General features: G+C 54.1%; 17 protein-coding genes. 6 read left to right on the forward strand and 11 right to left on the reverse strand.

Annotated elements, in window-relative coordinates; genetic code table 11:
• Positions 1-28: 28 nt before the first annotated feature.
• Positions 29-748, reverse strand: a complete 720-nt coding sequence (btsR, locus tag M2374_RS05285) for a two-component system response regulator BtsR (protein ID WP_181217891.1) — start codon at positions 746-748, stop codon at positions 29-31.
• Positions 745-2430: a sensor histidine kinase gene (locus M2374_RS05290; RefSeq protein WP_181688943.1), complete on the reverse strand. Its 1686-nt coding sequence runs from the start codon at positions 2428-2430 to the stop codon at positions 745-747. Before M2374_RS05290 ends, btsR begins: the two co-directional genes overlap by 4 nt.
• Positions 2431-2656: 226 nt before the next feature.
• Between M2374_RS05290 and mlrA the strand changes: the two genes are divergently transcribed.
• Positions 2657-3388: an HTH-type transcriptional regulator MlrA gene (mlrA, locus tag M2374_RS05295; RefSeq protein WP_115258046.1), complete on the forward strand. Its 732-nt coding sequence runs from the start codon at positions 2657-2659 to the stop codon at positions 3386-3388.
• Positions 3389-3440: 52 nt separating this feature from the next.
• Positions 3441-3548, forward strand: coding sequence for a protein YohO (locus M2374_RS05300; protein ID WP_003027354.1), 108 nt, complete (start codon positions 3441-3443; stop codon positions 3546-3548).
• Here M2374_RS05300 and M2374_RS05305 read toward each other — a convergent pair.
• From M2374_RS05305 to bglX, 5 genes are all read right to left on the reverse strand, one after another.
• Positions 3529-4260, reverse strand: a complete 732-nt coding sequence (locus tag M2374_RS05305; protein WP_135911741.1) for an ABC transporter permease — start codon at positions 4258-4260, stop codon at positions 3529-3531. The two genes, M2374_RS05300 and M2374_RS05305, sit on opposite strands and share 20 nt — an antisense overlap.
• Complete coding sequence (locus M2374_RS05310; RefSeq protein ID WP_115258044.1) at positions 4244-5191, reverse strand: ABC transporter ATP-binding protein; 948 nt, start codon at positions 5189-5191, stop codon at positions 4244-4246. The genes M2374_RS05305 and M2374_RS05310 overlap by 17 nt, the downstream gene beginning before the upstream one ends.
• The gene (locus M2374_RS05315) at positions 5184-6332 is read right to left on the reverse strand and encodes an ABC transporter permease (RefSeq protein WP_259154009.1); all 1149 of its coding nucleotides are present in this window, start codon (positions 6330-6332) and stop codon (positions 5184-5186) included. Before M2374_RS05315 ends, M2374_RS05310 begins: the two co-directional genes overlap by 8 nt.
• Before the next feature lie 33 nt (positions 6333-6365).
• Positions 6366-7283 carry an ABC transporter substrate-binding protein gene (locus M2374_RS05320; RefSeq protein ID WP_115258042.1) on the reverse strand — a complete coding sequence of 306 codons (918 nt, stop codon included), beginning with the start codon at positions 7281-7283 and terminating at the stop codon, positions 6366-6368.
• A gap of 229 nt (positions 7284-7512) precedes the next feature.
• Positions 7513-9810: a beta-glucosidase BglX gene (bglX, locus tag M2374_RS05325; protein WP_117343472.1), complete on the reverse strand. Its 2298-nt coding sequence runs from the start codon at positions 9808-9810 to the stop codon at positions 7513-7515.
• 232 nt (positions 9811-10042) lie between these two features.
• Here bglX and dld point away from each other — a divergent pair, with 232 nt between their 5' ends.
• Positions 10043-11755 carry a D-lactate dehydrogenase gene (gene dld, locus M2374_RS05330; protein WP_135911736.1) on the forward strand — a complete coding sequence of 571 codons (1713 nt, stop codon included), beginning with the start codon at positions 10043-10045 and terminating at the stop codon, positions 11753-11755.
• A 64-nt stretch (positions 11756-11819) separates the two neighbouring features.
• Here dld and pbpG read toward each other — a convergent pair whose 3' ends face one another.
• Positions 11820-12755: a D-alanyl-D-alanine endopeptidase gene (gene pbpG / locus M2374_RS05335; protein ID WP_115258039.1), complete on the reverse strand. Its 936-nt coding sequence runs from the start codon at positions 12753-12755 to the stop codon at positions 11820-11822.
• Between the two features lie 180 nt (positions 12756-12935).
• A complete protein-coding gene (locus M2374_RS05340) occupies positions 12936-13523 on the reverse strand; it encodes a Yip1 family protein (RefSeq protein WP_181688941.1) in 588 nt (195 codons plus the stop codon).
• Between the two features lie 163 nt (positions 13524-13686).
• On the opposite strand from M2374_RS05340, the gene M2374_RS05345 reads away from it, so the two are divergent.
• Positions 13687-14265 carry a DedA family protein gene (locus M2374_RS05345; RefSeq protein WP_115258037.1) on the forward strand — a complete coding sequence of 193 codons (579 nt, stop codon included), beginning with the start codon at positions 13687-13689 and terminating at the stop codon, positions 14263-14265.
• A gap of 18 nt (positions 14266-14283) precedes the next feature.
• Here M2374_RS05345 and mdtQ read toward each other — a convergent pair whose 3' ends face one another.
• Positions 14284-15723 carry a multidrug resistance outer membrane protein MdtQ gene (gene mdtQ / locus M2374_RS05350; protein WP_117343469.1) on the reverse strand — a complete coding sequence of 480 codons (1440 nt, stop codon included), beginning with the start codon at positions 15721-15723 and terminating at the stop codon, positions 14284-14286.
• A 169-nt stretch (positions 15724-15892) separates the two neighbouring features.
• Between mdtQ and M2374_RS05355 the strand changes: the two genes are divergently transcribed.
• A complete protein-coding gene (locus tag M2374_RS05355) occupies positions 15893-16627 on the forward strand; it encodes a class I SAM-dependent methyltransferase (protein WP_174360416.1) in 735 nt (244 codons plus the stop codon).
• A 69-nt stretch (positions 16628-16696) separates the two neighbouring features.
• Positions 16697-16780, forward strand: coding sequence for a small membrane protein YohP (gene yohP / locus M2374_RS05360; protein WP_000698460.1), 84 nt, complete (start codon positions 16697-16699; stop codon positions 16778-16780).
• 56 nt (positions 16781-16836) lie between these two features.
• On the opposite strand, the gene dusC is transcribed toward yohP, so the two are convergent.
• Positions 16837-17775, reverse strand: a complete 939-nt coding sequence (dusC, locus tag M2374_RS05365) for a tRNA dihydrouridine(16) synthase DusC (RefSeq protein ID WP_115258034.1) — start codon at positions 17773-17775, stop codon at positions 16837-16839.
• Positions 17776-17927 lie beyond the last annotated feature (152 nt).

The raw sequence follows: 17927 nt of genomic DNA on the forward strand, positions 1-17927 counted from the left end.
TGATGCAATGGCGCGCAGTGTACCAGTTTTACAGACCAATCGCCTCTTTTAGGCTTTTAAGATAACGGCGGCTCACCGGCACGGTCAGGCCGTTACGTAAAATCAACTCGGCCTGGCCGTTATCTTCCAGGCGAATCTCCTGCAGCTGCGCCATGTTCACCAGGAATTGTCGATGGCAGCGCAACAGCGGCGTGCGGCTCTCCAGCGTTCTCAGCGTAAGCTCGGTAAAGCCTTCTTTGCCGTCGCTGCTGGTGACAAAAACGCCGCTCATGCGGCTACTGACAAACGCAACATCGTCCATTTGCAGCAGATAAATGCGGCTGTGACCGGAACACGGAATAAATTTTAGCGCCTGCTGGTTTTCCGGCAGCACCGACACATCCTGCTTCGTGCGCTCCTGGCGTAAACGGATCAGCGTTTTCTCCAGCCGGGTTTCTTCAATCGGCTTGAGCAAATAATCAAAGGCATGCTCTTCAAAGGCTTTCACCGCATACTCATCAAATGCGGTGAGAAAAACAATATACGGACGGTGTTCAGGATCGAGCATGCCCACCATTTCCAGACCGCTAATACGTGGCATCTGGATATCGAGAAACAGCACATCAGGGCGCAATTTATGCACCGCGCCGATGGCCTCAACGGCATTCGAACATTCCCCCACAATCTCAATGTCGCTTTGCTCCTGCAACAGGATCCGCAGATTTTCCCGCGCTAACGGTTCGTCATCCACAATCAACACTTTGATCATGCCAGTTCCTCCAGGGGAAGTCGTAAAGTGATTCGGGTAAAGAGGTCAGGTTCACACACTACGCTGATGCCAAAATCATCGCCAAACCGTTCACGTAGTCGCTTATCCACCAGATTCATCCCCAGCCCGCTGGCCTCGGTTGTCGGCAGATACAGGCCGGCATTATCTTCGATATCCAGCATCAGATACTGCCCTTCTCGCCGGGCGGCAATGGAGACTTCACCGGTATCAAGTAGCTGAGAGGTACCGTGCTTAATCGCATTCTCGACAATGGGCTGCAACGTAAATGCTGGCAATTGCTGATGCGAAAGTTCATCCGGTACCGTTAAAGTGACCTGCAGGCGCGACTGAAAGCGCGCCTTTTCAATTTGCAGATAGGCGTTAACGTGTTCAATTTCATCTGCCAGCGTCACAATTTCTGACGGCCGTTTGAGGTTTTTGCGAAAGAAGGTCGACAGATATTGCACCAACTGACTGGCCTGCTCGCTGTCGCGGCGAATCACCGCTTTAATGGTATTGAGCGCATTAAACAGAAAATGGGGATTCACCTGCGCATGCAGAAGCTTAATTTCTGACTGCGTGAGCATCGCTTTTTGCCGTTCATATTGCCCGGCAAGGATCTGCGCTGACAGCAACTGCGCAATCCCTTCGCCAAGCGTGCGGTTGATCGAACTAAATAAGCGGTTTTTGGCTTCATACAGTTTGATGGTCCCCATCACCCGCTGGTTTTCACCACGCAAAGGGATCACCAGCGTCGAGCCTAATTTGCAGTGCGGATGCAGTGAGCAGCGGTAAGGTACCTCGTTGCCGTCGGCATACACCACTTCGCCGGTATCAATCGCTTTTTGGGTATAAGAGGATGAAATCGGTCTGCCTGGCAGATGATGGTCGTCACCAATTCCGGTAAAGGCCAGCAGCTTATCGCGATCGGTTATCGCCACTGCACCAATGTCCAACTCCTCATACAGTACCTGGGCCACCTTCATGCTGTTAACCTCGTTAAACCCCTGGCGCAATATGCCTTCCGTTGAGGCGGCAACTTTTAGCGCAGTGGCAGAAAACGCCGAGGTGTATTTTTCGAACATGGCCCGTTTGTCGAGCAAAATACGCATAAATAAGGCCGCACCCACGGTATTGGTGACCATCATCGGCGCAGCAATATTACTCACCAGATGCAGCGCATTATCAAAGGGACGCGCAATCAATAAAATGATCAGCATCTGCACCAGTTCGGCAAAAAAGGTGATCGCGCCCGCCGTCAGCGGGCTAAAGACTTTATCAGTGCGGCCGCGACGGGTCAGTACGCTGTGTACCAGCCCGCCGAGCAGTCCTTCAACAATGGTCGAGATCATGCAGCTCAGCGCGGTCATTCCGCCCATCGAATAACGATGCAGGCCGCCAGTCAGCCCGACCAGCCCCCCAACTACCGGGCCGCCAAGCAAGCCGCCCATCACCGCGCCAATCGCACGGGTGTTGGCAATGGAGTCTTCAATATGCAGCCCCAGATAGGTACCCAGAATGCAAAAGATGGAAAAGGTGACGTAGCAAAGGAGTTTGTGCGGCAGCCGGATAGTGACCTGCATCAGCGGGATAAATAAACGCGTTTTGCTCATTAACCACGCAATAACAAGAAACACGCACATCTGCTGTAGCAGCAGCAACACCAGATTAAACTCGTACATACCCGCCAACCACAGTCTTCTTAAAAGCGCGTAACATACATGGGCTGCGCGTAACTTTCTTTGAACTGTTGCAAAAAATGAGGAATTTGTGAGAACGGTCACTCAAAAGCGTGGGTATGACTACAAAATCACCCATTCCGTGAGCAAAAAACAGACAAAACTACCTGGTTCGCAAAAGAGCGTCTAAAGTAAAACTGGGACCTCGCGAGCAAGAGTGAGACAACAAATGGCGCTTTACACCATCGGTGAAGTGGCTTTGCTTTGTGATATTAACCCTGTCACTTTACGTGCGTGGCAGCGGCGATATGGATTACTGAAACCGCAGCGCACAGACGGCGGTCATCGTTTGTTTAACGACGCGGACATCGACAGGATCCGCGAGATCAAACGCTGGATAAACAACGGTGTGCAGGTCAGTAAGGTTAAAATGTTGCTCAGCAATGAGAGCATTGATGTGCACAACGGCTGGCGCGAGCAGCAAGAAACGCTGTTGAGCTATTTGCAAAGTAATAATTTGCATAGTCTGCGATTGTGGATCAAAGAACGTGGCCAGGATTATCCCGCCCAGACGCTGAACACCCATCTGTTCATTCCGCTGCGGCGACGCCTGCAATGTCAGCAACCTATTCTTCAGGCACTGCTCGGCATTCTTGACGGCGTGCTGATTAACTACATTGCGATTTGCCTCGCCTCAGCCCGTAAGAAACAAGGTAAAGACGCGCTGGTCGTCGGCTGGAATATTCACGATACCACCCGGCTATGGCTGGAGGGCTGGGTCGCCAGCCAGCAAGGATGGCGGGTTGACGTACTGGCTCACTCGCTCAATCAACTGCGACCGGAACTGTTTGAAGGCCGGACACTTCTGGTGTGGTGCGGCGATAACCAGACGGCCGCTCAACACCAACAATTAACCGAGTGGCGTGCGCTAGGCCACGATATTTATCCACTCGGTATTTAATATTCCATTAACAAACGTGTACAATCCTTTTATATACCATAAGGAGTACATCATGAGCGCAGCTAAAATCGGCGTGATCACCCTCTTCCTGTTGATGGCCATCGGCGGAATCGGCGGTGTGATGCTTGCAGGTTATACCTTTATTTTACGTGCCGGGTAAGGTGTTGCGCGACTCGCTCAAACCCGCGATCGACAATGATGGCCGCCAACGCGACCAGAAGCGCCCCCTGTATCACATAGGCAGTATTAAACCCGCTCAGCCCGATGATTATCGGCGTACCCAGCGTGTTTGCCCCGACAGTTGAGGCGATCGTGGCGGTGCCAATGTTAATAATCACCGACGTGCGAATACCAGCCAGAATAACCGGCGCGGCCAGCGGCAGCTCCACTTTGCGCAACCGTTGACCGCTGCTCATCCCCATTCCACTGGCAACATCCAGCACGCTGGCTGATATCCCGCCCAGCCCCGCCAGCGTCGCCTGTAAAATCGGTAACACGCCGTACAAGATCAGCGCGATGATGGCCGGCTGTGGACCAAACCCCATCACCGGAACAGCGATGGCCAGCACGGCGACCGGCGGAAAAGTTTGCCCCACGGCGGCAATGGTTTCCACCAGCGGTCTGAATTCAGTTCCCCATGAACGCGTGACCACGATCCCCGCCCCCATGCCAATGATCACCGCCACCAGGCTCGAGATCCCCACCAGGCTAAAATGGGCCAACGCCAGCGCCAGAAAACTCTCCTGCTGATAAACCGGTCGCGGCAGCTGCGGGAACAGCGCGCTAAACAGCGCCTGGCTATGAGGCAACCCTGCCAGCAGCAGCAGAAAACAGATAACCAGCCATAACAGCGGATCAGTCAGACGTTTCACGGTGCGGCCTCGGTGAGAGTAAATCCTGAAAATGGAGCGTCCCGCAGGCTCCGCCCTTTGCGTCAACCACCGGCAGAACGTCGCACCCCCGCGCCACAAAAATAGAGAGCGCATCGCGCAGTGTCATCTCGTCTACCAGCGGCTCGCCGCTGAGCTGCTCATGGCGGCGGGTAAAATCACCGACAGTGCGCAGCGCCAGCAGCCGAACACCCAGTTCGCTGCGGCCAAAAAAGGTGTGTACGAAGTCGTTAGCCGGTGCTGTGAGCATCGATAGCGGCGTGCCCTGTTGCACCACCTGACCTGCGTCCATCAGCACCAGGTGTTCCGCCAGCCTCAGCGCTTCGTCAATATCATGGGTAACCAGCACAATGGTGCGTCCCAACAGCCGGTGAATGCGGGTCATCTCCTGCTGCAAGGCGCTGCGCGTTACCGGATCCAGCGCACCAAAAGGTTCATCCATCAGCAGCACCTGGGGATCGGCGGCCAGCGCACGCGCCACTCCCACCCGCTGTTGTTGCCCACCGGAAAGCTGATGAGGATAACGATGACGCAACCCCTCTTCCAACCCCAGCAACGCCATCAGTTCATCTGTTCGGTCATCAATACGTGAACGCGACCATTTCTGCAGCTGCAATACGGTGGCAATGTTCTGTGCAACGGTCCAGTGCGGAAACAGTCCAATAGACTGAATGGCGTATCCCATCCGTCGTCTTAATTCCAGCACCGGCAGACTGCGGATCTCATCGCCAGCAAAGCGAATCGTCCCGCTGTCATGCTCCACCAGGCGGTTAATCATTTTGAGCGTGGTGGACTTCCCCGACCCCGACGTACCAATCAAGACGGAAAAGCTGCCTTCGCGAAAATGCAGATTGAGATCGTTGACCGCGTGTTGTTGGCCAAAGGTTTTACAGACATGGCTAAATTCAATCATCAACGGTCACCTTCAGCAGAGCTAAACCTAAATCAAACAGGGCATCGATCAGCACCGCCAGCACCACCACCGGGACGACACCCAGTAGCACTAAATCGACGGCACTGCTGAGCAATCCCTGAAAAACCAATGCGCCAAATCCCCCCGCGCCAATCAGTGCGGCAATAACGGCCATCCCCACCGTCTGCACCATCACGACGCGTAAACTGCGCAAGAAGACCGGTAACGCCAGCGGGAGTTGTACCGAACAAAAGCGCTGACGCGAGCTCATTCCCATTGCCCGGGCGCTTTCCAGCACATCGCGAGGAACCTGGTTCAGCCCCGCCACCACGCCGCGCACCAGCGGCAGTAGCGCGTACAGCACCAACGCAATCAGCGCAGGGGCCAGCCCGGTTCCGGCAATGCCCAATGCACGTAACCAGGGAAAATGCTGAACCAGCCCGGCAAGCGGGGCAATCAGCAGGCCAAACAGCGCCACGGAAGGAATGGTCTGAATAATATTCAGTACGGCAAATACCGGCCCCTGGCGCGACGTAGAGAAGGCGCACCAGATGCCCAACGGGATGCCAATCACCAGCGCAGGCAGCACGGTTCCGAGCAGGATAGTCAGATGTTGCGCCAGCGCATCGTCGAAGACATCCTGACGATTGGCATACTCTTTGAGCAGCGAAAGGTCGTTGAACATCCCGGTTAGCAGCAGCGCAACGGGGACGATGGCAATGTGCATATGCAGTAACCAACGCCACAGTGGCCTCGCGGTGAGACGACGAATCGCGTCGCTGAGCGCCAGCAGCATCAGTCCCAGCCCAAGCCAGAATCCGCTACCCAGACTGGTTCTCGCCAGCGGACTTCCCGTCTGCGCCAGCCCGCTTGCCGTTTTACCGGCGGCAATCAACGCCGCTATTAGCAGCAGTTGCACTACGATCAGGGTTAACACGTTGCCGGCGCGACCGGGGATAAAGCACAGCGCCACCAGTAGCAGAAACATCGCCGCCAGCCCCCACGCAAAACCGGGCCAGAGTTCCCAGAGTTGTCGACCTTCGCCAGAGACCAGACGATTGGGGGCATAACTGATGAAAGGCAGCGCGGCTGCCGCCATTAGCAGAAATACCAGCAGCAACAGCACTCGATTAACAGACATCGTTGATACAACACTCACCTGATGCAAACTCCGTTACTTCACCCATCCTTTTTGTTTCAGGTAATCTGCTGCGACTTTTTTCGCATCCAGTCCTTCCACGGCAATACTGGCATTAAGCTGTTGCAGCGTTTTTTCATCGAGACTGGCAAAGACTGGTTGCAGCCATTCCGCCATTTGTGGGTAGGCCTGCAGTACTGATTCACGCACCACCGGCGCAGGAGCATAGATCGGCTGGACACCTTTCGGATCGCTGAGCGTTTGCAGCCCCAGCGCCGCAACAGGGCCGTCGGTCCCGTAGGCCATCGCGGCATTGACGCCTGAGGTTTGCTGCGCAGCGGCTTTAATGGTCACCGCCGTGTCTCCCCCTGCCAGCGATAAAAGCTGATTTTGATTGAGCGTAAAGCCATAAGCTTTTTCAAACGCAGGCAACGCATCCGCACGTTCGATAAACTCTGCCGAGGCGGCCAGTTTGAACGTGCCGCCGTCTTTCAGGTAGCGTCCCAGGTCAGCCAGCGAAACGAGCTTATTCTTTTCGGCGACATCCTGACGGAGGGCAATGGTCCAGGTGTTATTAGCGGGCGCAGGCGTTAGCCAGACCAGTTTGTTCTGTTCCGCATCCAGTTTTTTGACTTTTTCATAACCGGCCTGCGCATTTTTCCACGCCGGGTCATTTTCATCTTTAAAGAAGAAAGCCCCGTTTCCGGTATATTCCGGGTAAATATCCAGTTCGCCGGAGGTGATGGCCCCGCGCACCACTGGCGTGGTTCCCAACTGGACTTTGTTGACGGTTTTCACGCCGTGGCTTTCAAGCACCTGCAAAATCATATTGCCGAGCAGCGCCCCTTCCGTATCAATTTTTGATCCCACCGTGACGGGTGATGCGGCCTGCAGGGGTAAGCTCATCGCGGCAAACAGCGCCAGCGAGCCCGCCCAGACCTTTGAGATTATCATGCTGCTCTCCTCATCCTTTGACTGTCCTTTTCAGGACATAGAGGGAAAAGCATAGTCGAAAAATCTGACCTTAACCTGGCAATTGAGGGGTAACGGAGGGAAGGATTAGCAGTAACTCGGTGATAAATATAAAAAGACCGGCAAAACCTCATGGGCTTTGCCGGTGGGGATGAATCGATGGACCTGACACGTGTGGAGCCATCAGGTCTGACGCAAATTCACCTGATCATTACAGCAGTTCAAACTCGCCCTGCTTCACTCTGGCAGAATCTACGCCGATAAAAACGTTGAATTTGCCCGGCTCCACATCGTATTGCATGCGCTGGTTCCAGTATTTCAACGCCTCAATATCAATCGGGAAACTGACCGTTTGCGTCTCGCCCGGTTTGAGATTCACCTTCTCAAATCCTTTCAGCTGTTTGACAGGGCGACTCATGGAAGCGGTCACATCCTGTAAATACATCTGAATCACCGTCGCTCCTTCGCGTTTGCCGGTGTTGGTAACCTGCACGCTGGCGGTGACCGTTCCATCACGCTTCATCGTTGGTGCAGAAAGCTTCACATCAGAAACGGTAAAGGTGGTGTAGCTCAGACCATAGCCAAAGGGATACAGCGGGCCGTTGGCTTCGTCAAAGTAGCGTGAGGTGTATTTGTTCGGCTTATCGGCGTTATACGGACGACCGGTATTCAGGTGGCTGTAATAGACCGGGATCTGCCCGACAGAGCGCGGGAAAGACATCGGCAGTTTGCCTGACGGGTTGTAATCGCCAAACAGCACATCGGCAATGGCGTTGCCACCTTCCGTCCCGGCAAACCAGGTTTCCAGAATCGCGTCGGCCTGCTGGTCTTCTTTCACCAGCGCCAATGGACGCCCGTTCATCAGCACCAGCACCAGCGGCTTGCCGGTGGCTTTCAGCGCGGTAATCAGGTCACGCTGGCTTTGCGGAATCGTGATATCGGTCCGGCTGGAGGCTTCATGCGCCATACCTTGCGCTTCACCGACCACAGCGACCACCACATCAGACTGCTGCGCGGCCTTGACCGCTTCATCAATCATGGCCTGCGGCGAGCGTGGGTCGACTTTCACCGCCTCTTCATACAGATTGAGGAAGTCGACAATTCCTTTATCGTTAGTGATATTCGCCCCTTTGGCGTACACCACTTTGCCCTTATCGCCGAGCGCATTTTTAATGCCTGTCAGCACCGTCACTGACTGTTCGGCAACGCCTGCTGCCGACCAACTGCCCATCACATCACGCTTGCTGTCCGCCAGTGGACCGACGACTGCCACGGTCCCCGATTTCTTCAGCGGCAACGTTTCCAGGCGGTTTTTCAGCAGCACCAGACTTTCGCGGGCAACGTCACGCGCGTCTTTACGGTGTAAACGGCTTTCCGCGTTGGTGTCCTGCGGGTCAGTCTCTTTGGCCCCCAGATGGCTGTACGGATCGTTAAACAGCCCCATATCATATTTGACGTTCAGCACATGACGCGCGGCATCGTCCAGTTCAGCCATCGTCACCTTACCTGACTTAATCAGGCCCGGTAGATACTTACTGTAATACTCATCGCTCATGCTCATGTTAATGCCGGACTTGATCGCCACGCGCACCGCGTCTTCCGGATCGGAGGCGGTACCATGTTTGATCAACTCTTTAATCGCGCCGTGATCGGAAACGGTAATCCCTTTAAAGCCCCACTCATCGCGCAGCACATCTTTCAACAGCCAGGCGTCAGAAGTCGCAGGGGTGCCGTTCAGCGAGTTAAGACCCACCATCACCGCCCCGCTCCCGGCGTCTAACCCGGCTTTGTACGGTGGCATATAGTCGTTAAACAACCGCTGCGGACTCATATCCACGGTGTTGTACTCTTTTCCGCCTTCTACCGCGCCATAGGCGGCGAAGTGTTTGACGCTGGTCATCACCGAATAGCGATCGGCCGGGCTTTTACCCTGCATCGCTTCGACCATGGTTTTGCCCATCGTGGCGGTCAAATAAGTATCTTCCCCGAAACCTTCTGAGGCGCGTCCCCAGCGCGGATCGCGCGAGACATCAACCATTGGCGCCCAGGTCATATTCAGGCCATCGTCTGCGGCTTCATAGGCAGAAACGCGCCCCACCGTTCTGACCGCATCCAGATTAAACGATGACGCCAGACCGAGGCTTATCGGGAACACGGTGCGCTGACCGTGCAGTACGTCATAGGCGAAAAAGAGAGGGATTTTCAGGCGGCTGAGTTCCATCACCTGATCCTGCATTTTACGGATATCCTCGCGGGTAACGGTGTTAAAAATCGCCCCAACCTGCCCGTCTTTGATCATCTCACGGATGGCTTCTTTCGGGTTATCCGGCCCGACGCTTATCAAACGTAGTTGGCCGATCTTCTCATCGACGGTCATCTGTTTGAGTAAATCGGTAACAAATGCATCCCGTGCTTCAGGGGTCAGAGGATGGTTACCAAACAAGGAGTCCGCCAGCGCTGGCTGCAACGCCAGGCTCACCGCGATACCTACAGAACAAAGCCATTTCATGTTGATTCTCTCTTTATTTTTTCCCGACGAGGCAGCGAAAATATAACAAAAACCGCAGTTTGCCGTAAGCCTAAACGGGAGAGATAAAGAAAGCTAAGGTTATTCTCCTAATTTTGAAATCCGGGATGAATGAAGCACAGCCAATTCAGAGACAACCTGAATGAGAAAGCGTATTGTCATACAGAGCGCTATGCTTGTTTCTGATATTTTTGCCCACCACAAGGAGTGGAGAATGTCTTCCATTACAACAACCGATAATAAAGCGTTGCTTAACGAACTGGCCCGTCTGGTGGGTCATTCGCACCTGCTTACCGAACCGTCTAAAACGGCCCGCTATCGCAAGGGCTTCCGCTCAGGTCAGGGCGAGGCGTTAGCCGTTGTCTTTCCTGGCTCATTGCTGGAACTGTGGCGTGTGCTGAACGCCTGCGTCGTCGCCGACAAAATTATCCTGATGCAGGCCGCCAACACCGGGCTAACCGAAGGCTCTACGCCCAGCGGCAATGACTACGATCGCGAGATTGTTATTATCAGCACCCTGCGCCTCGACAAACTGCACGTCATCGGCAAAGGCGAACAGGTTCTGGCGTATCCCGGCACCACGCTCTATTCGCTGGAAAAAGCACTCAAGCCATTTGGTCGCGAACCGCATTCGGTGATTGGCTCTTCATGCATTGGCGCATCGGTGATTGGTGGGATTTGCAACAACTCCGGCGGCTCGTTGGTACAGCGCGGCCCGGCATATACCGAGATGTCGCTGTTTGCGCGAATTGACGAACAAGGCAAATTACAGCTGGTCAACCATCTGGGTATCGAACTTGGCCAGACGCCGGAGCAGATCCTCAGCAAACTTGATGACGAACGCATTAAAGATGACGATGTGCATCACGACGGGCGTCACGCGCACGATCACGATTACGTTACCCGCGTCAGAGATATCGAAGCCGATACCCCCGCACGCTATAACGCCGACCCGGACCGGCTGTTTGAATCTTCCGGCTGCGCGGGAAAACTGGCGGTGTTTGCGGTGCGCCTCGACACCTTTGAAGCCGAGAAAAATCAGCAGGTGTTTTATATCGGTACCAATCAGCCAGAGGTGCTGACGGAGATCCGCCGTCATATTCTGGCAAAGTTCGAACACCTGCCGGTCGCCGGCGAGTACATGCACCGTGATATCTACGATATCGCCGAGCAGTACGGCAAAGATACGTTTCTGATGATAGACAAGCTCGGCACCGACAAAATGCCGTTCTTCTTTACCCTGAAAGGTCGCACCGACGCGATGCTGGAAAAAGTGAAAATTTTCCGCCCGCACTTTACCGACCGTGCCATGCAGAAATTTGGCCATTTATTCCCCAGCCATTTACCGGCGCGGATGAAAAGCTGGCGCGATAAATACGAACACCACCTGCTGTTAAAAATGGCCGGTGGCGGCGTGGCCGAAGCACAAAGCTGGTTGACCGAGTTTTTCAAAACGGCCGAGGGCGATTTCTTTGCCTGTACGCCGGAAGAAGGCAGTAAAGCCTTTTTACACCGCTTTGCTGCAGCCGGAGCGGCGATTCGCTATCAGGCCGTCCATGCCGATGAGGTCGAAGATATTCTGGCGCTGGATATTGCGTTGCGCCGTAACGACACGGAATGGTATGAGCATCTGCCGCCCGAGATCGACAGTAAGCTGGTGCATAAGCTCTATTACGGACACTTTATGTGCTATGTCTTCCATCAGGATTACATTGTGAAGAAAGGTGTGGATGCGCATGCGCTGAAAGAGCAAATGCTGGAACTGTTGCAGGCTCGCGGGGCGCAGTACCCGGCAGAGCACAATGTGGGACACCTGTACAAAGCGCCGGAAACCTTGACGCGTTTTTATCGCGCCAACGATCCGACCAACAGCATGAACCCAGGGATCGGTAAAACCAGTAAACAGAAGTTCTGGAAAGAATCGTAGGCCCGATAAGCGTAAGCGCCATCGGGCACGTTGCCGGGGGCGCTTCGCTTGCCCGGCCTACGGTTTAATCGTTCTGCGCAGTTTGTTCACCCGTCGCCGCCATCTGTGCGGCTTTTTGCTTTTTATAGCTCAGTGCCGCCGCCGGAACCGGCATCACCTTGCCCGTTTCTATCCAGGTACGTAAACGGCTGGCATCGGCAAAATGGGTGTATTTACCAAACGCATCCATCACCACCAGCGCCACCGGTTTGTTGTTGATGACCGTGCGCATCACCAGACAGTGACCCGCCGCGTTGGTAAAGCCGGTTTTGGTGAGCTGGATATTCCAGTTATCGCGATACACCAGATGGTTGGTGTTGCGGAACGGCAGCGTATAGGCCGGGTTGGCAAAGGTGGCCATGTCTTCACGCGTGGTACTTAACTGACCAATCAGCGGATACTGTTTGCTGGCAATCAGTAATTTAGTGAGGTCACGGGCGGTCGACACGTTATGAATGGATAACCCTGTCGGTTCCACAAAGCGGGTCTTAGTCATCCCCAGTGATTTCGCTTTGGCATTCATCGCTTTGATAAACGCGTTATAACCGCCAGGATAATGATGCGCCAGGCTTGCCGCCGCACGGTTCTCCGATGACATCAGCGCCAGCAGTAGCATGTCTTTGCGGCTGATTTCACTGTTCAGCCGTACACGAGAATAGATGCCTTTCATTTCTGGCGTCTGGCTGATGTCTACTTTCAGCTTTTCGTTCAGCGGCAGTCGTGCATCCAGCACCACCATCGCCGTCATTAATTTGGTGATCGACGCAATCGGACGCACAAGGTCCGGATGGTTCGAATAGATGACCTTATTGGTATTCAAATCAACAATCATCGCACTACCAGACGCAATCTCGGGTTGAGAGGCCGCTGCGGTAGCCGCCGTTTTCGCCACGGCTTGGGGTGCAAAAGGAACTGCCAGCACCAGGGCAAGGCTTAATAATGAAACTCGAAATTTAAGCATGATGAGATTTCTGATAATGGTTCACGCACGTCACAACGCACACCGCCCGAGATAGAGAATAATCTCAAGCTAGCGCAGGCATCATAACCACCCGGCAGCATTGCCGCCACCGGAGAATCATCTCGAAATGCTGCGTTGCTGGCTTTTACACCAGCAACGCAGAGTAGACAGGTTGTTAGCTTAGAACAATCGGTATCCGTACCCCCACAGGATAACCGTAATCGCCAGCAGAACTTCGAGCACCAGGACGCCAATTGCCAGCGTTGAGCTGGAAAAGCTGAGTCCTTCCTCTCTGCTGATATTCAGGAATGTCGGGATGCCGAGATACAGCAAATAGCCGGTGTAAAACAGCGCGACAGTTCCGACTAAGGCACACAGCCAGACCAGCGGATACAGCGCCACCAACCCACTTAAAAACAGCGGTGTGGCGATATAGCCGGCAAAGACCATGCAATGTGCCAGCGACGGACGCTGCGGATAGTTACGTGCCATCCACCAGATAACCCTGCCCATCACGGCCACGCCGGCCAGCATCACACCGTAAAACAGAATTGCCATCGCAAATCCGGTCAACAGGGATAACTGCAATACGTTGCCGTCGCCAAAACTCCAGCCAATTTGCGTGGTGCCAATAAATGCGCAAATGACCGGGATGGCCGCCATCAGCAGAACATGGTGGGTATAGTGATGCGAAACACTTTCGTTTTCGCTGTTGATCACGTGCATTTCACGATCGGGATGGGAAAATAGCCCCCAGACATGGTTCATACCGCCCCCTTCTTGTCAGCTCCGGACCTCAACACTTCAAGTATAATTCAGCTTTTGATTATTTTATGTACACGGTAAAAATACCGATGCGCTGGGTGACGGCTTTTCCGGCATCAACAATTCATCAGGTGTATGCTAATGGTTGTGGAGGTCATACAGACGTATGGATATAAACAATCTTATTGCCCAGTACGGCTATGCGGCGCTCATCATTGGCAGCCTGGCCGAAGGCGAAACCATTACCCTGTTGGGCGGTGTGGCGGCGCATCAGGGATTACTCAAATTTCCGCTGGTTGTTGTCTCTGTCGCGCTGGGGGGAATGATTGGCGATCAGTTGCTGTATCTGCTTGGTCGTCGTTACGGCGGCAACATTCTCCGTCGCTTCTCGCGTCATCGGGCAAAAATTCAGTATGCACAGAAAATGATCCAGCGGCGCCCATACCTGTTCGTGGTCGGGACACGTTTTATGTATGGCTTTCGGGTCATTGGCCCCTTGCTGATTGGTGCCAGTCACCTGCCGCCGAAAATCTTTTTACCGCTGAATATTCTCGGCGCACTGGTCTGGGCATTGCTGTTTACTACCCTTGGTTATGTGGGTGGAGAAGTGGTCGCGCCGTGGCTGCACAGTCTCGACCAGCATATCAAGCATGGGGTATGGCTGATTCTGGTTGTTGGGCTGGTGGTGGCGGTCCGCTGGTGGATGAAACGGCGCAATAAACAAAAAACCGACCCGACAGCCTGAATCTGCCGGGCCAGACTCTCAGGATGCGTGGTATCCGCCACCCAGGGCGCTGGTGAGCTGAATAGACGCATCCAGCCACTGACCTTGTAGTATCAGGCCGTTACACTGTTCACGCAGTGCCGGAATTTTTGCCTCACTGACGCGGGAGCCGGCGATAATCCCGGCGTTGAACCGCGCCTGCGCAAGCCCCACTACCCGCTGCGCGTCATGTTCGATCTGCAGCTGATGCTGATTCTTCTGCGCCAGCGTATCCACCTGCGTTGCCGCACGCGCGACATCATTCACCGCATCAACCACCGCTTTATTGTAATTGGCCACGGTCAGGTTACTTTGCGCTTTGGTGATGTCGAGATTCGCATTCAACCTGCCGCTGTCGAAGATCGGGAGCGTTAATCCGGCGGTGACCCCCATTTGTTGGGCAGAATGGCGGAACAGATCGCTCAGATGTAAAGCATCCTGCTGCAGGAAGGCCATCAGGTTAACGTCGGGATAAAATGCCGCTTTTGCCGCATCAATACTGCTCAGAGAAGATTCAATGTACCAGTGAGCCGCCTGCAGGTCTGGTCGGCGGGCCAGCAAGGAATAACCTAACTGGGACGGCAACTGGCTTTCGACGACCGGCATCGTGGTGGCATGCAGCTTCAGCGAGGTGGACTGCGTGTTGGTCAGCGCGCTCAACCGCGCCTCGATGACCTTCATTTTCCCGTTGACGTCGTTGAGTTGCTGCTCCGTTTTACCGGAATCAATATCGGTTTCAACGCCTTCTACCGAGGAGGTCAACCCGTTTTGGTACAGCTCGCGATCGACGGTAATCACATTTTGCTGCTCGGTTTCGATTTGCGTCAGCACGGTCTTCAGCGCCGCCTGCGTCTGCCATTCCCAGTATAAGCGGGAGACACCGCTCGCCAAAAGCTGTCGGGTTTGCTCGCGCTCAGCTTCACGCGCTTTGACTGCACCAATGCGTGCTGTTACCTCCGCCCGATTCTTACCCCACAGATCCAGGTTCCAGCCAGCGGTTAATCCCATGGTGCCATTGGTGTACCACGGCCCGGTGGTGCCCGCCGCCGGATCGGTGAGGGCAAACGGTCCCATCAAGCCTTCTGCCGACATTTTCTGGCGCTCGACGTCTGCCGAGAAATCAATCTGCGGACCATCCTGCGCCTCAACGGCCTTCGCCTGCGCCTCTGCCAGTTGGATACGCTGCTCTGCCACCTGCATATCAGGCGAATTCTTTAATGTACTGTCAATCAACGCATTCAACTGGGGATCGTGATATGCCTTCCACCATTGGCTATCCGGCCAACCATTTTTTAATGCCGCGGGTAACGCAGAATCCACATTTTCAGCGGGCGTCTGCTGTGAGAGCGACTGGCGGGTATCGTGCATTGGGGCACAACCGGGCAGCAGAATAAAAAGCGGCAAGCATGCCGCTGCAAGAAGCACAGAATTACGATTCATGGGGATATACTGGTAAGAAATGATGTGCAAAGAGTACGACTTGTCGCAGATGCTTTTTTAGTTACGCGTGGCAATACATCTTTGGACATCAAAATATATAATTAGAAAAATATATTCCCGTTTAATAATACGGATAAAATAATTCTAATAATTTATGAATGGAGGCACGATGTCACAAAATATCTATGATGATCCGCACTTCTTTGCCGGATATGCCACGCTGGACCGCTCCGTAAAAGGACTCGACGGCGCGCCCGAATGGCCAGCATTACAGGCCATGCTCCCTCCGTTACAAGGTCAGCGCATTCTCGATCTAGGCTGCGGATACGGCTGGTTTTGCCGCTACGCACGCGATAACCACGCGGCAAGCGTCGTGGGCTTAGATATTTCAGAGAAAATGTTAACCCAGGCTCGCAACATGACCACCGGAGAGGGTATTTCGTACCAGCGCGAAGATCTTGACGCGCTGACGTTGGCCGCGGATTCCTTTGAGCTGGTTTATAGCTCGCTCGCCTTGCATTATTTGCAGGATATAGAGCGATTATTGGTAACCATTTACCAGGCGTTAACACCAGGCGGAATGTTGGTCTTTTCGGCAGAACATCCGATTTATACTGCGCCCCTCACCCAGGGTTGGATAAAAGACAAAACCGGGCAACTCTCCTGGCCGGTGAATCACTATCAGCAGGAAGGTGAACGCATCAGCAACTGGTTTGCTGAAGGGGTAAAAAAACAACACCGCAAGCTGGCAACCTGGATCAACGCGCTGATTGGCGCCGGGTTTGAGATTGTCTGTGTTGATGAGTGGGGACCGTCTGCTGAACAGATTGCCGCCAACCCCGCGCTGGATGAAGAGAAAGAGCGCCCGATGGTGTTTCTGCTCAGCGCACGTAAGCCGGCATAACAGTGCCTGCAGGCAGAGTTTTCAATAGTTTCCTATACTAAATTTGAACTTACCAAAAAGGGAAGGCTAATGAAAATTCTGCTGTGGGCTATTTTAATTATTTTTCTGATTGGACTGTTGGTGGTGACTGGCGTGTTTAAGATGATTTTCTGACATCAATGCCGGATGGCGGCGTAAACGCCGTCTCCGGCCAGTAATATAATGACCGGTTAAATCTCAATGGCCTGAATCGCCCGCGCGATATCCGGTGAATTATTGAGAGCGCGAATCTCCTGAAACAGCGTCGTCGCTTCGGCATATTCTTTGCGTAAATATCCCAGCCACTGCTTAATACGCGCCACATGATATAGCCCGGTATCACCCTGCTTTTCCAGACGGGTATATTTTTTCAGTAATGTCACCACGTCGGGCCACGGCATCCGCGGTTCGTTGTATTTCACCACCCGACTCAGGTTCGGGATATTTAGCGCCCCGCGTCCGATCATCACCGCATCACATCCGGTGACCGCCATACAATTTTGCGCGCTCTGCCAGTCCCAGATTTCACCGTTGGCGATAACCGGAATCGTAAGACGCTGGCGGATCTCACCGATAGCCTGCCAGTTGATATGCTCCGCTTTATACCCTTGCTCTTTGGTGCGGCCATGAACCGCCAGTTCGCTGGCACCCGCCTGCTGAACGGCATCGGCGATTTCAAACTGCCGGTCGCTGCTGTCCCAGCCCAGGCGCACTTTCACCGTTACCGGCAAATGCCCCGGCACCGCCTCGCGCATCGCCTTCGCGCCCTGATAGATAAGTTCAGGATCTTTCAATAGCGTTGCGCCGCCACCGCTGCCGTTAACCAGTTTTGACGGGCAGCCACAGTTCAGATCGACACCGTACGACCCCAGCTCAACCGCGCGGGCCGCGTTCTCTGCCAGCCATTGTGGATGCTGCCCCAGCAGTTGGATGCGCACCTGCGTGCCGGATGGGGTACGGCTGTTGTTATGCAGCTCCGGGCAGATCCGATGAAATACTTTTGCTGGCAGGAGCTGATCCACCACGCGCACAAATTCGGTGATACACAGATCATAATCATTAACTTCAGTCAGCAGCTCGCGCACCAGTGAGTCGAGCACGCCTTCCATCGGCGCCAGTAAAACACGCATATTGTTACCTGCAAAAAAGAGAGGCGCTATGGTAGCGTCTCCGTACAAGAGATCAAAGCACTGTCAGCAGCACACAGGCGTCAGCCTGTCGATTGGGGCTATTGCCTGATGTTCCAGTTATCTATTTCCACTATGCTTAGAATTCATGATGT

It is taken from the genome of Citrobacter sp. JUb117 (genome assembly GCF_024809055.1).
GTDB lineage: Bacteria > Pseudomonadota > Gammaproteobacteria > Enterobacterales > Enterobacteriaceae > Citrobacter > Citrobacter gillenii.